This window comes from Coriobacteriia bacterium (genome assembly GCA_014859305.1).
GTDB lineage: Bacteria > Actinomycetota > Coriobacteriia > Anaerosomatales > Kmv31 > Kmv31.
This window is the reverse complement of record JACUUM010000028.1, coordinates 1-13,598: the sequence shown is the minus strand read 5'-3', so window position 1 is coordinate 13,598 and position 13,598 is coordinate 1. Positions and strand designations below refer to the sequence as shown.

Genomic DNA, 13,598 nt, shown 5'->3' with positions numbered 1-13,598 from the left:
CGTCGCTAGCCAGGGACCGGGCGCTGCCAGGCGCCCAGGTAGATCAGCCTCACGTCGTCGTCGGCCAGCAGCTCCTCGGCCGGGCCCGAGAGCACGATCTGGCCCGTTCGCATGACGTGCCCGCGGTCGGCGTGCTCGAGCGCGAGCTTGGCGTCCTGCTCCACGAGCAGGACCGTCAGACCGTCCGCGCGAAGGGCGGTCAGCGCGGCGAAGATCTCGGCGATGACCTTCGGCGCCAGGCCGAGGGAGGGCTCGTCGAGCAGCAGCACCCGCGGTCGCGACATCAGCGCGCGCCCCACCGCGAGCATCTGCTGCTCGCCGCCCGACAGGGTGGCGGCGTGCTGCTCCAGCCGATGCCCGAGCACCGGGAACAGCGTCGTGACGCGCTCGACGTCCTCGGCGAACGTCCTGCGTCCCTCTCTCCCGCGCGAGTACGCGCCCAGCCGCAGGTTCTCCTCGACGCTCATCGGCCCGAAGAGCAGCCTGCCCTCCGGGACGAGCGCGAGGCCGCGCCCCACGAGGCGGTCCGCCGGCACGCGCGTGACGTCCTCGTCGAACAACGTGACCCGGCCCGACCATGCCGGCAGCAGTCCGGCGACGGTCTGCAGCAGCGTCGACTTGCCGGCGCCGTTCCCGCCGATGAGCGCGACCAGCTCGCCCGGAGCGACCTTCAGGCTCACGTCGCGCAGGACCTGCACCCGCCCGTAGCCCGACGTCACCGCCTCGATGCGAAGCGCCGGTTCAGGCATCGGGGCTCCCCTCGCCGGTCGGGCGCAGCCTCCCGGCGGCGTCACCGGGCGCGCTCACGGAAAGGGGGTCCTCCACGCTCTCGCCCAGGTACGCCTCGATCACCGCCGGGTCCTTCTGGATGAGCAGCGGCGGGCCCTCGGCGATCTTCCGGCCCTGGTCGAGCACGACGACCTCGTCGCTGACCTCCATGACCAGGCCCATGTCGTGCTCCACCACGACGATCGTCGTCCCCCGGTCGCGCACGCGGTACAGCGCCTCGGCCAGCGCCGCCGTCTCCCGTCCGTTCAGCCCCGCCGCGGGCTCGTCGAGCAGCAGCAGCGTCGGGCGGCTCGCCAGCGCGCGGGCGATCTCGAGCAAGCGCCGGAGGCCGTGGGGCAGGTCCGCCGCCCGGACGTGCTCCCGTCCGTCCAGTCCGACGAGGCGCAGCAGCCGCAGGGCCTCCTCCGCACCGTCGCGGTCCTCCCGCCCCGTCGAGGGCAGGGCCGCCGCCGACGCGAACAGGCCCGAGCGCGTCCGCGTGTGCGAGCCTACGACGACGTTGTCCACGGCCGTCATCTCCTCGAACAGGCGGGTGTTCTGGAACGTACGCGCCAGACCCGCCCTCACGAGACGATGCGGCTTGGCCTTGGCGACGTCGATGCCGGCGAAGGACGCCGTCCCGCCGTCGGGCCGGTCGAACCCGGTCAGCACGTTGAACAGCGTGCTCTTGCCCGCCCCGTTGGGCCCGATGAGCGCCTTGATGCTGCCCTCGTGGACCTCGAACGAGACCTCGTCCAGCGCCACGAGGCCGCCGAAGCGCTTGGTCACCCTCCGCACGGACAGCAGGCTCACGCGGCCTCCCCTCCCCCGGCCGCGGCGTCCTCTTCGGCGCCGGTGTCGGCAGGGCCGGAGGCGGGGCGCAGCCGAGCGGCGGCACCGCGCATGAGACCGGCGAGCCCGGAGGGAGCGAACAGCATCACCGCGATGATCACGAAACCGACGAGCACCTCCACCCACGCCTGCACGAACTCGGCGGCCGCCCTGGGCAGGCCGGGCACCAGCGCGTCGATGTAGGGCAGCAGCGTGAGCAGCACGGCGGCCACCGCCGGACCCAGCAGCGAGCGCGCGCCTCCGAGGACCGCCATGGCGACGAAGAGGATGGACGCGGTGAGCCCGAACTGCGAGGGCGAGACGAACCCCGTCCGCTGGGCGTACAGCACGCCGGCCAGCCCGGCGAGCGCGGCCGACACGCCGAAGGCCGCCACCTTCCAGCCGGTCAGGTCGATCCCGCACGCCACCGCCCCCTCCTCGGAGCCGTGCATCGCAAGCATCGCCCGCCCGGGCCGCCGCGTCACGACGTTGCGCAGGACCACCATCGCCAGCAGCGCGCAACCCCATGTCAGCAGGTAGCTGGCCGCCGGCGTGGACAGGTCGAGGCCGGCCACCACCGCCGGCGGCACCCGCATGCCGTCGACACCTCCGGTGAGCGGCTCGGCCTCCACGAACCCCAGGTGCACGATCTCGCCGAAGCCCAGCGTGGCCATCGCGAGGTAGTGGCCGCGCAGCCTCAGGCTGGGCAGGGCGAGCAGCAGCCCGCCCGCGACCGAGAGCGCCACGGCGGCGGCGGCGGCGGCCGGCCAGGGCCAGCCGGCGACGGACGTGAGATACGTCGCCGCGTACGCGCCGATCCCCACGAAGGCGGCGTGTCCCAGCGACACCTGCCCGGCGTAGCCGAAGAGCAGCGCCAAGCCGCCGACGACGATGACGTTTACCGCGGCCAGAGTGAGGATCTTGACCAGGAACGTGTTCGACGTCAGGAACGGCACCGTGGACACGGCGACGGCGACGGCGAGCACCCAGCCCCATCGGGAGCCGAAGGCGCGCAGTCCCGCCGGGGTCACAGCTTCTCCCTCCGCGCCCTGCCGAGCAGGCCCTGCGGCCGCATGAACAGCACGGCGAGCAGGACCACGAGGGCCACGGCGTCCTTGTACGTCGAGGACAGGAACGCGATCGACATGCTCTCGAGCAGCCCCAGCACCACGCCCCCCACGACGGCCGCCACGGGACTCCCGAGACCGCCGAGGATCGCGGCGGCGAAGCCCTTGAGCGCGACCGACGACCCGGCGTCGAACCGCATCTGCGTCAGGGGGGTGACCGCCAGCCCCCCGAGCGCGCCCAGCGCCGCGGCGAGACCGAAGCTGGCCATCACCATCGTCCTGGTGTCGACGCCGACGATCCGCGCCGCCCGCCGGTTCACCGCGCAGGCCCGCATCGCCCGGCCGAAAGCGGTACGCCGGTACAGGAAGGTCAGCGCCGCGACGGTCGTCGCCGTGAGTCCCCAGATCCACAGCGTCTGCAGCTCGAGGCGCGCGCCCGCCACCTCCAGGGATGCGCCGCGGGTGAAGACGGGCATCGAGACCTCGTCGGGGCCGAAGACGTGACGCGAGAGCGCCTTGATGAGTATCGAGCCGCCCACCGTGATGATGATGAGCGCCAACGGGTCCCCGTCCTTGCGCGGCCTGATCGCGAGCAGCTCGAACACGACGCCCACCCCCGCCGCCACGGCCACGGCGCCCACCGCGGCGAACGGCAACGGCAGCCCGTATGCGGCGAACAGGAACGCGGCGAGCATCCCGCCGAGCATGTAGAACTCGCCCTGGGCGAAGTTGATCACCCCGGTGGAGGCGTACACGATCGTGAAGCCCAGCGCGAGCAACGCGTAGACCGCGCCGTTCTTGAGCCCGGCGAAGGTGAACTGCAACAGCTCGGGGAAGCCCACTTCAGTCGGCCCCTGCACGACGGCGGCGCGGCGCGATCACTCCTCGAGCACCCACTCACCGTTCTCGACGCGGTACATGACCAGCTCGTCGGCGGAGAGCCCGTTGTGGTCCGTCGGGGAGAACGTGAACGTCCCGCCGATGCCGACGAACCCGCTCGTGGCCTCGATCTCGTCGCGGAGGTGCACCGGCGCGTATTCCCTGGGAAGCCGCCGCAGCGCTTCCACGACGATGTGGAAAGCGTCGTACGCGTGCCCGGCGAAGATGTCCGGGTCCTTGCCGAACTTCTCGCGGTAGCGCTCGATGAAGTCCGCGGCGACGCGGTACTCCTCGGTGTCCTCGCCGTAGGCGCCCGGCACGAGGATCCTGCCTGCGCACAGGACGAAGCCCTCGGCGGCCTCCTCGGCGCCCTGGATGAACTCGCGGCGCGCGTTGCCGGGCCCCCCTACGAGCGGCAGGTCGATCCCGAGCTGCTCGCGGTTGTTCGCCACCGTGACGGCCTCCTTGCCGGCGGCCCACATGAGGATCACCTCGGCGTCGGAGCCCTTGATCCTGGTGAGCTGGGCCGTCATGTCCGTGTCGCCGGGCTTGAACGTCTGGTCCTCGACGATCTCGAGGCCGGCCTTCGGCGCCTCCGCGGTGACGATCGCGTGGCCGTCCTTACCGTAGCCTCCCGCGTCGGTGAGCAGCGCGACCCTGGTCAGTCCGCGCTCTCTCAGATAGTCCAGCACGAAGGGCACCACGATCGTGTTCGACCACGGCGTCTGGAAGACGTTCTCGTCGAACTCGTCCGTGATCACAGTGCCGCCGGCCATGGAGACCTGCGGCACGGCGGATCGGCGGATGTCACCGCGTATGGCCATCGACTGGCCCGTCCCGGTGGCGCCGATGAGAGCCACCACTCGGTCCTGCTCGATCAGCTTGCTCGCCGCCGTGACCGCGCGCGCCTCGTCGGTCCCGTCGTCGGCGAAGACCAGCTCGATGCTGCGTCCGTTCACGCCGCCCTCGTCGTTGACGCGCTCCTGTTCCATGATCAGCGCGTTCTTCTCGGGGTCCCCCAGGCCGGCATAGCTCCCAGTGAGCGAGACGATCACGCCGATGCGGTGCGGCTCGGCCGAGGCGGCCGAGCGGCCACACCCGCCGAGGATCGCGGCGATCGCGGCGGCCGCGACGGCGGCGACGAGGACTCCCCTGGGCGTGAGACGTGGCACGGGCACTACCTCCATGAGGACGCGGATGGCCGCCCTCCCCGTCGGGAGGGCCCCGGCGGAGCGCGACGCGCTCCAGAGGAGATTCTAGCGGTGCGGCCGTCCTCGTGGCGAGCGGCGGAGGCCGGCGGCGCCGGCCTCCGCCCCGGGGGCTACTCCGCCAGCTTCCACTCGCCGTTCTCCACGCGGTACATGACGAGGTCGTCCTCGGTCATGCCGTTGTGGTCCGTCGGGGAGAACGTGAACGTCCCGCCGATGCCGACGAACCCGCTCGTGGCCTCGATCTCGTCACGCAGGTCCGCGGGCGTGAAGCCCTCGTCGAGGCGGCGCATCGCCTCGACGGTCAGGTACAGGGCGTCGTACGCGTGACCCGCGAACGTGCTCGGCGCGTCTCCGTAGCGCTCGGTGTAGCGCTCGATGAAGTCCGTGGCGACCGCATACCCTTCACTGCCGGTGCCGTAGGCCTCGGGGATCAGCACCTTGCCCGCGGCGAACATGAAGTCCTCGGCCGCCTCACCGGCGCCGGCGATGAACTCCTTGCGCGCGTTGCCGTGGCAGCCGTACAGCGGGATCGTCATGCCGAGCTGCTTCATCCCCGTCGCCACGAGGGCGGCTTCCTTGCCGGCGGACCACATGAGGACCGCCTCGGCGTCGGAGCCCTTGATCTTGGTGAGCTGTCCGCTCAGGTCGGTGTCCCCGGGGTTGAACGTCTCGCTGACCACCGCCGTGATGCCGAACTTCGGCATCTCGGCCTCGAGCACCGCCACGCCGTCCTTGCCGAAGCCGCCGGAGTCCGAGATGAGTCCCACCTTGGTGATACCGGCGTCCTTCAGCCGCTTCAGCGTGAAGGGCACCACGATCGTGTTCGACCAAGGCGTCGCGAAGACGAGCGGGTCGAACTGGGCGGTGATCACGTTGCCTCCGGCCATGGAGACCTGCGGGATGCCCGCAGCGTCCACCGCGTTGCGCATCGCCATCGTCTGGCCCGTGCCGGTAGCGCCGATGAGAGCGATCACCTTGTCCTGCTCGATCAGCTTGGTCGCGGCGTCTACGGCCTTGGCCTCCTCGGTGGCGTCGTCCTCGAAGAGCACCTTGATGTCGCGGCCCCTCACGCCGCCGTCGGCGTTGATGCGCTCGACCTCCATCTCGATGGTCTTCTTCTCGGGATCGCCGAGCCCGGCGTACGGCCCCGTCAGCGAGACGACCACCCCGATGACGTAGGGCTCAGCCTCCTCCTCGGTCTGGCTCCCGCCTCCGCTCCCGGCGCATCCGCCGAGGAGCGACGCGGCCAACAGTGCGGCCACGGTCGCCCGCAGCCACCTCTTCCTGCCCATCTCTTCACCCCTGTCCTTGTCACCGTGCTTCTTACACTTCCTGCAACCGCGGCGTCCGGCGAGGACCGCGCCCTCATACCGAACGAACCACCTACGCTCAGACCCGCGCGATCTCCTCCTGCGAGATCAGCCGCACGGGCCGGTCCTCCAGCAGGCCCAGGGCCCTGTCGGGGTCCGCGACGTTGAGGACCACGTACGTCGAGACCAGCGAGTAGACGTACTCGATGTTGACACCCGCCTCCGACACGACGCGCAGCACCTCCGCCAGGCCGCCCGGCCGGTCGGGCACGTCGATGCAGATGACGTCGCTCTCCTTGACCGTGAAGCCGCTGCCGCGCAGCTTCCCGACGGCCTCGTCGGGCTTGTCCACGACGAGGCGCAGGATCCCGTAGTCGGCCGTGTCGGAGACCGAGAAGCCACGGATGTTCACGCCCGCTTCTCCGAGCAGCCCCGTGACCTCGCTCACCCGCCCCGCCTTGTTCTCGATGAACACCGACAGCTGCCTGACCTTCACGCGCACTCCCCCCTCATGCATGCCTCCCGGCCCAGCGCGAACGCCCGCAGGTTCGCCTGCAGCGTGCTCGACGGGACGCGGGCGGCGATGACCTCTCGCCACAGCTCCTCGGCGAAACCCAGGCCGGTGGAAACCGCGCCGAGCAGCACGATGTTGGCCGACTTCGGACTCCCGGCCTGGCACGCGAGCACGTCCGCGTCGATGAAGACGGCGCCCTCGCCGGCCAGCACCGCCTCCAGGCCCTCCGGCGGCGGCAGCTCGCCGATGAGCACCGGCAGCGGCTCGATCGTCCTCGGGTTGACGAAGAGCCGCCCTCCGGGTTTGAGCAGGGGCAGGCGGCGTGCCGCCTCGATGAGCTCGAAGGCGACGAGATGGTCGGCGCCGCCGGCATCCGTCACCGGCGAGAAGACCTCCTCGCCGAAGCGGACGACCGTGTCCACGGACCCGCCTCGCTGCGCCATCCCGTGGACCTCGGAGAGCTTCACGTCCAACCCCGCGGCCGCCGCGACCTTGGCGAGCACGTCGCCCGCCAGTATCGTCCCCTGCCCACCGACGCCGGCGAGCACGACGGTCGTGACGCTCATCGGAGCTCTCCGACGTCGCACGCCGGGCCGGTCGCCACGATCGCCTCGTACTTGCAGACCTGCACGCACTGGGCGCACCCCACGCACAGCTCGGCGTCGATGGCCGCCTTGCCGGAGGACTCCTTGGAGATGGCGGGACACCCGAGGCGGATGCAGACGGCGCATGCCGTACAGAGCTCCTCGTCGACCCCGAAGGGCTCCGCGTGCTCGCGCGCCAGCAGGGCGCACTCGCCCTTGACGACGATCACGGATGGTCCCGGAGACTCCACGGCCGCACGCAGCGCGCTCTCGGTAGCGGGAAGGTCGAACGGGTCCACCCGGGTCACGTCCGCGATGCCCAAGGCCCGCGCCAGCGCCGGCACGTCGACCTCCACGGTGCTCTCGCCCATCAGGGTCCGGCCCGTGAGCGGGTTGTCCTGCTGCCCGGTCATGGCCGTTACCCGGTTGTCCAGCACCACGACGGTGGCGTTCCCTCGGTTGTACGAGAGGTCCATCAAGCCGGTGACGCCGCTGTGGGCGAAGGTCGAGTCGCCGATCACCGCGACGACGGGTCGCGAGGCCTCTCCGGCCAGCGACAGGCCGTGGGCCATGCCGATGCTGGCCCCCATGCACACGCACGTGTCCATCGCGGCGAGCGGCGGCAGCGCGCCCAGGGTGTAGCATCCGATGTCGCCGGTCACGACGGCACGCATCCTGCGCAGCGCATGGAACACGCCGCGGTGCGGGCAGCCGGGGCACATCAGCGGAGGTCTCGGGGGCAGGTCGTCGAGGGCCGCGCGCGCCGGGACGACCGTCGCGCCGAACGCGGCGGCCACCTTTCGCGGGGTCAGTTCGCCGGCGGCGGGAAGCGGCACGTCGGCGACGTCGATCCCCGCCGCCCTGAGCCCGCGCGCCAGGAAGTCGTCGGCCTCCTCGACCACCGCCACGCGGCGGACGCGTTCGGCGAAGTCCCGGACGACGGCCAGCGGGAGCGGCCATGTGAGCGAGAGCTTCAGCACCGGCGCCCCGGGCAGCGCTTCGCGGACGTGGTGGTAGCACACTCCCGACGTGACGACGCCGACGGGACCCCCGCCGGGAACCTCCGTGTGGACGCCAGACCCCTCCGCCCACTCGCGCACCCTTCCGATGCGCTCGTCGAGCTCGAGGCGCCGGACCCGCGCGTTGCCCGGCATCATCACCCACTTCTCGGGCCGCTTCTCGTACGGCACGCGCTCGCGCTCCTCGCGGTCCTCGGTGCCGACGAGCCCCTTCGAGTGCGCCACGCGAGTCGTCGAGCGAAGGATCACCGGTAGGTCGAACCGCTCGGACAAGTCGAACGCGAGCCTGACGTGCGCCAGCGCCTCGGCACTGTCGGAGGGCTCGAGCAGCGGCACCTTGGCGAAGGCCGCGTAGTTGCGCGAGTCCTGCTCGTTCTGGGAGGAGTGCATGCCGGGGTCGTCGGCCACGAGCAGCACCAGCCCGGCCCCGACACCGGTGTGCGAGAGCGTGAGCAAGGGATCGGCGGCCACGTTCAGCCCCACGTGCTTCATCGTCACGAGCGTGCGCACCCCGCCGAGGCTGGATCCCGCGGCGACCTCGAGCGCGACCTTCTCGTTGGGCGCCCACTCGGCGTACACACCGGGCATGCACGCGAACGCTTCGAGGACCTCGGTCGAAGGCGTGCCGGGATATCCGACGCCGACGAGCGCGCCCGCCTCCCAGGCGCCGCGCGCGACGGCCTCGTTGCCCGAGAGGAGCGATCGGGCCAACAGGTCTCCTTCCGAGGGGGGTCGGGCGGGCCGCCGCCGTGCTGCGTCCCGTCCCGAAAGGAGCGCGATCCGTGGTGGCCGGATGATACCACGAAGCACCGTGTCAGGGCCCTGGTCGGGGGCCTCAGGACGGTCGGACGGCGCAGCGGGCGCGGCGGGCGGCGCAGGACCGGTGGGCGTGAGGCCGGCGGCTCTCAGAAGCGGGAGGCGCCGACGTAATCCCCCCGCTCGGCGATCCGCTCCGTGAGCGATGAGACCCTCACGACGTCGCCCCTCGCCGGCGCGTGCACGAAGCCGCCGTCTCCGGAGTAGATGCCGACGTGGTGGACGCGCGACGGGTCACCGTCCCGGCCGAAGAAGACCAGGTCGCCGGGTCGGAGCAGGTCGAGGCGGTCGCTCGGGATGTGCGACCCGGCGAGGTACTGGGAGCGGCTCGTCCTGGGCAGGGGGATGCCGATCCGCGCGTAGCAGTACTGGACGAGCCCCGAGCAGTCGAAGCCCTCGGGGGTCGAGCCGCCCCACAGGTAGGGCACGCCGAGATAGCGCAACGCGACGTCGACGACCTCGGGATGCCCCGGGGGCAGACCCTCGAGGTCGGCCGCAGGTTCCGGGACACCGCCTGCCGCCGCCCTCTCGGCCGCCCGCCTGGCGGCGGCCTCCGCCGCGGCTCGAGCCCGCTCCTCGGCCAGCCGGCGCTGTCGCTCCTCCTCCTCGGCCACCAGACGTCTCACCTCGGTGTCGAGGGTGGAGACGTACTCGCCCTGCCGCTTCACGGCCGCCTCGATCGCCTGCTTCTTGACGAGCGCGTTGGCGCGCAGCGTCACCTGTTCCGCCTCGCGCGAGCGCAGCGCGTCCTCGGCGGCCTCGACCCGGCGGACCGCCGTCTCGACCGTCCGCAGGAGCCGGGCGTCCTGGCTACCGACGCGGGCAAGGAGGTCGAGTCTGGCTATCAGGTCGGGGAACGAGGTGGTGCCCAGCAACACCTGCACGAAGTCCAGCCCGCCGGACTTGTAGATCCCGGCTGCCCGCTCGCCGAGCCGGCCCCTCGCCGCGTCGCGCTCCGAAGCGGCTTCGGCGAGCTCGTCCTGGGTGCTCTCGATCGCGCGGCGGGTGACGTCGAGCTGCTCGGTGAGGGCGACGTACTCCTCGACGCGCTCCTCGAGGTCCGCGGCCATCTCGTCGAGCGCACGGCGTGCGCCGGACGCCTCGCCCTGCTTGGCGCGGATCTCCGGGGTGCCCGGAGCGGCGGACGCCGGAGGAGACGCGGTGAGCAGCGCGGCCAAGGCGAGCGCACACGCCGAACACGCCGCGCGTCCGCGCCTGCTTCCCACCGCCCCACCTCCGGCTGCGTCTCGTGCTTCTTCGGGAGGCCGCGCGAGAGGGGACCCCGCGCGGGACCGGGCAGGAAGATGCTACCATACCCAGTGATCGGCCTGCCCTTCCGCTGTATCGACCATCCGGCCGGACGGCTGTAGACGGAAGCGACCGAGGAGGCACCAACGGGATGCGGCGACGCCTTCCTGTCCTCCCTGCGCTCGGTCCGATCGCCTGCACGCTGGCGCTCTCGGTCGCTGCCGCGGCGTCGTCGCCGCTGGCGAGTGCCGCGCCGCCGCCCTCGTCGCTGAGCGCGACGGTGCCGACGGAAGGTTCCGGCGAGGGAAGCGTGCCCCCCACCCTGGAGCAGGCGACCGACCGCGCCCTCAAGCTGGAGGAGCTCGTCGAGGAGATCCGCGCCGACCGCGTCGCGCTCGAGACCCGGATCCGCGTCACGAACGAGCGCATCTTCCGCCAGCAGGAGGTGCTGGTCGAAGCCGCCGCGCGCCTGCAGGAGGCCCGACGGGGCCTGTCCGAGCGCTTCGTCGCGATGTACAAGTCCACGGCGATGGAACCGGTGTCGCTGCTGCTCTCCGCAGAGAGCCTCGGTGACCTCTTCAGGCGCATGGCCTTCCTCGCCCGCATCGCCGAGATCGACAACCGCGCACTGCGCGACGCCGTGGTGGCAGCGGCGGAGGCCGACTACCAAGCCGCCGCGCTCGAGGACCTCAAAGCCCAAGACGTCACGCTCCGTGCCCTGCTGCGGCAGCGTGAGGCCGACCTGGTCCGCGCGCGCGACGAGCAGAACGCGCTCGTCGCCAAGCTCACCGCGCAGGAGCGTGAGCGACTGCGCGCGTATCGCGCGAAGCGTGCCAAGACGCGCCAGGCGTGGCGGGAGAGCTCCATCCCGGCAGGCCGGCCAGTGCCCACCGCGCAGGCTGTGGTGGAACCTTACGCGGACCGCACGTACCTGGTCGCCGCGTACCAGCCGCGCAGGTACCGGACCACCGGCGAGACCTACACGGCGGTCTGCTCGTGGTACGGCAACGAGTTCGACGGCCGTCCTACCGCTTCCGGCCAGATCTTCAACCAGAACGACCTCACGTGCGCGTCACGGGGACTCGCCTTCGGGACCAGGCTGGCCCTCACCCGCGGGGGGCGGGGGGTGATCGTCGTGGTGAACGACCGCGGCCCGTTCATCGCCGGCCGCGACCTCGACCTGTCCCGTGCGGCGGCCCGCGCGCTGGGCTTCTCCGGCGTCGAGCGGGTGCACGTGGAGGTCGTCACCGCGCTCGAGTAGGGTCGCGAGGTCCCGGCCCGAAGCGAGCCGCGTGGAGGGCTCGGGGTCCGGCGGCGTCCCGAGCGAAGCGCCGGGAACCAGCGAAGCGAGGGGTGCCCCCGCTCCGAATCCCCTCACTCCACGTGGATCAGGGAGAGCACCTCCGCGCCGTCGAGCTTCTCCCGGCCGTGCAGGGAGTCGAGCTCGATGAGGAACGCGAAGCCGACGACCTCCGCCCCCGAAGAGCGCACCAGCTGGGCCTTGGCCGCCGCCGTGCCGCCGGTGGCGAGCACGTCGTCGATCACGAGAACCTTGTCATCAGGGCCGAGCGCGTCGCTGTGCATCTCGAGAGCGTCGAAGCCGTACTCGAGCTCGTACGTCGCCGCGCTGGTCTGGAAGGGCAGCTTCCCCGGCTTGCGCGCGGGGACGAACCCGACGTCCATCTTGTAGGCGAGCGCGCCGCCGAGGATGAAGCCTCGAGCCTCGGCGCCGAGGATCTTCGTCACCCCCCGGCCGCGGTAGTGCTCCGCCAGCACGTCGATGGCCTTCCGGAAACCCTCCGCGCTGGCGAGCAGCGGGGTGATGTCCTTGAAGAGGATCCCTTCCTTCGGGAAGTCGGGGATATCCCGGATGTAGCCCTCGAGGTTCACGGACACCTCCATCGTCGCGTCGCGGCCGCGGCCGCCCTGCTCGCCCTCTGTCCCCCTCGGCCAGGGTACCCGCACCCGGCACTCGACCGCCAGTCCTCGCGCGCCTCCGTGGCCGGTTCATCCACGCAGCGCCTCCTCACGCAACGTGCCGACGTATGGCAGGGCCCGCAACCTCCCGTCGAGGTCGAGACCGTAGCCCACGAGGAAGCGGTCGGGCACACGGAAGCCGCGGTAGGCTACCGGCAGGTCGACGATCCGGCGCACGTCCTTGTCGAGCAGCGCGCAAACCTCGAGGCTCGAGGGATTACGCTGCCTCAGCACCCGAAGGACGTAGTTGAGGGTGAGGCCCGTGTCGATGATGTCCTCGACCACGAGCACGGGCACGCCTTCGATCGGTTCGTCGAGGTCCTTGGTTATCCGCACCTGTCCCGGCGCCCCGTGCTCGTACGCGGAGACGGCCATGAAGTCGATGCGCACGGGCAGGTCGATGTGGCGGCACAGGTCGGCGAGGAAGAACAGTCCCCCGCGCAGCACGGTGACGAGCAACGGGGGCCGAGTCGCGTAGTCCGCCGTGATCCTCTCACCCAACTCCGCGATGCGCCGTGCCAACCTGTCCTCGTCGATGAGCACCGAGGCCACCTGCGGCGGGAGCACGCGGCGCGGCGTCACCCTCGGTCGTCCTCGGCAGGGGCGATCAGGCCGCCGCCCTCGGCATGTGCCCGTTCGCGCACCGGGATACCGTACTTCAGCAGGAGGTTCCGGAAGTCCCGCTGGTAGAAGACCTTGATGTTGATCTCGGGATAGAGCTCCTTGAGCCGCCTCACCTTGCGGTTCTTCCTTGTGACCAGCTTCTGGCTCATCGTCGTGAGCTCTATGTAGAGGTCGAGGTCGGGCAAGTAGAAGTCCGGGGCGAAGGCGGCGATGACGTTGCCCCTGCGGTCCCACTCTATGGGGAAGGACCTCGGCTCGTAGTCCCAGCGTATGCGGTAGAAGTCGAGTATCTGCGCCGCGACGCGCTCGCTCGGGTGCGCGAACGCGGTCCCGGCCACGCGCTCGGAGCACGGGAGCTCCTGGAGCGCCCCGCCGGGTTGCGCTCCCTCGGGCCGGTTCTGGCGATCGGGGTTGCCTGACGTCATCGGCTCCTACACGACGTCCTCGAAGACCTTGCCCAGAGAGCGCCGAAGCAGGCGGCGCTTCAGGTCCTCGGCCAGCCTCGTCAGGTCCTCCAACGTCTCGACCAGGCGCTGACGCGTCTCGGGGGTGCGATGACGGAAGGCGGGCATGAGGATCTGCGAGAAGAGTGCGGCCTCCCGCTCCGCGAAGGTCTCGTACATCCGGAGGTGCCGTGGCTCGACTCCGAATCGGCGCAAGTCCCAGCAGGTGTGGGCGACCACGACGTCAGCCCGCCTGAGCTCCGGCCCTTCCTCGCCTTCGACGGGCGCGACGAGCCCGAAGTCCGCC

At 71.4% G+C, this 13,598-nt stretch carries 15 protein-coding genes; 1 reads left to right on the top strand and 14 read right to left on the bottom strand.

Annotation, left to right across the window (positions count from 1 at the left end):
- Positions 1–5: 5 nt before the first annotated feature.
- The 10 genes from IBX62_06485 to IBX62_06440 all read right to left on the bottom strand — a co-directional run bounded on the left by IBX62_06485 (position 6) and on the right by IBX62_06440 (position 10,225).
- On the bottom strand, positions 6–749 hold the full coding sequence (locus tag IBX62_06485) for an ABC transporter ATP-binding protein (protein MBE0476720.1): 744 nt from the start codon (positions 747–749) through the stop codon (positions 6–8).
- Positions 742–1,581 (bottom strand): ABC transporter ATP-binding protein, encoded by an 840-nt coding sequence (locus IBX62_06480; protein ID MBE0476719.1) that lies wholly within the window; start codon positions 1,579–1,581, stop codon positions 742–744. The genes IBX62_06485 and IBX62_06480 overlap by 8 nt, the downstream gene beginning before the upstream one ends.
- Positions 1,578–2,630, bottom strand: coding sequence for a branched-chain amino acid ABC transporter permease (locus IBX62_06475; protein ID MBE0476718.1), 1,053 nt, complete (start codon positions 2,628–2,630; stop codon positions 1,578–1,580). Before IBX62_06475 ends, IBX62_06480 begins: the two co-directional genes overlap by 4 nt.
- Entirely contained in the window at positions 2,627–3,508 is an 882-nt protein-coding gene (locus IBX62_06470) for a branched-chain amino acid ABC transporter permease (protein ID MBE0476717.1), read from the bottom strand. Before IBX62_06470 ends, IBX62_06475 begins: the two co-directional genes overlap by 4 nt.
- 36 nt (positions 3,509–3,544) lie before the next feature.
- Entirely contained in the window at positions 3,545–4,717 is a 1,173-nt protein-coding gene (locus IBX62_06465; protein MBE0476716.1) for an ABC transporter substrate-binding protein, read from the bottom strand.
- A 149-nt stretch (positions 4,718–4,866) separates the two neighbouring features.
- Positions 4,867–6,048, bottom strand: coding sequence for an ABC transporter substrate-binding protein (locus IBX62_06460; protein ID MBE0476715.1), 1,182 nt, complete (start codon positions 6,046–6,048; stop codon positions 4,867–4,869).
- Positions 6,049–6,145: 97 nt separating this feature from the next.
- Positions 6,146–6,562, bottom strand: coding sequence for an ACT domain-containing protein (locus tag IBX62_06455; GenBank protein MBE0476714.1), 417 nt, complete (start codon positions 6,560–6,562; stop codon positions 6,146–6,148).
- The gene (locus IBX62_06450; GenBank protein MBE0476713.1) at positions 6,559–7,146 is read right to left on the bottom strand and encodes an indolepyruvate oxidoreductase subunit beta; all 588 of its coding nucleotides are present in this window, start codon (positions 7,144–7,146) and stop codon (positions 6,559–6,561) included. The genes IBX62_06455 and IBX62_06450 overlap by 4 nt, the downstream gene beginning before the upstream one ends.
- A complete protein-coding gene (gene iorA / locus IBX62_06445) occupies positions 7,143–8,894 on the bottom strand; it encodes an indolepyruvate ferredoxin oxidoreductase subunit alpha (GenBank protein MBE0476712.1) in 1,752 nt (583 codons plus the stop codon). The genes IBX62_06450 and iorA overlap by 4 nt, the downstream gene beginning before the upstream one ends.
- 194 nt (positions 8,895–9,088) lie before the next feature.
- Positions 9,089–10,225 carry a C40 family peptidase gene (locus tag IBX62_06440; protein ID MBE0476711.1) on the bottom strand — a complete coding sequence of 379 codons (1,137 nt, stop codon included), beginning with the start codon at positions 10,223–10,225 and terminating at the stop codon, positions 9,089–9,091.
- Positions 10,226–10,833: 608 nt separating this feature from the next.
- Here IBX62_06440 and IBX62_06435 point away from each other — a divergent pair.
- Positions 10,834–11,508, top strand: coding sequence for a septal ring lytic transglycosylase RlpA family protein (locus IBX62_06435; GenBank protein ID MBE0476710.1), 675 nt, complete (start codon positions 10,834–10,836; stop codon positions 11,506–11,508).
- A 113-nt stretch (positions 11,509–11,621) separates the two neighbouring features.
- Here IBX62_06435 and IBX62_06430 read toward each other — a convergent pair whose 3' ends face one another.
- The 4 genes from IBX62_06430 to IBX62_06415 form a co-directional block, all read right to left on the bottom strand.
- Positions 11,622–12,137 carry an adenine phosphoribosyltransferase gene (locus tag IBX62_06430; GenBank protein MBE0476709.1) on the bottom strand — a complete coding sequence of 172 codons (516 nt, stop codon included), beginning with the start codon at positions 12,135–12,137 and terminating at the stop codon, positions 11,622–11,624.
- 117 nt (positions 12,138–12,254) lie between these two features.
- Positions 12,255–12,776, bottom strand: a complete 522-nt coding sequence (hpt, locus tag IBX62_06425) for a hypoxanthine phosphoribosyltransferase (GenBank protein ID MBE0476708.1) — start codon at positions 12,774–12,776, stop codon at positions 12,255–12,257.
- Positions 12,777–12,802: 26 nt separating this feature from the next.
- Positions 12,803–13,273, bottom strand: coding sequence for a hypothetical protein (locus IBX62_06420; protein ID MBE0476707.1), 471 nt, complete (start codon positions 13,271–13,273; stop codon positions 12,803–12,805).
- Positions 13,274–13,279: 6 nt separating this feature from the next.
- Positions 13,280–13,598: MerR family transcriptional regulator (locus IBX62_06415; GenBank protein ID MBE0476706.1), on the bottom strand; the 319-nt coding region annotated here is incomplete at its 5' end.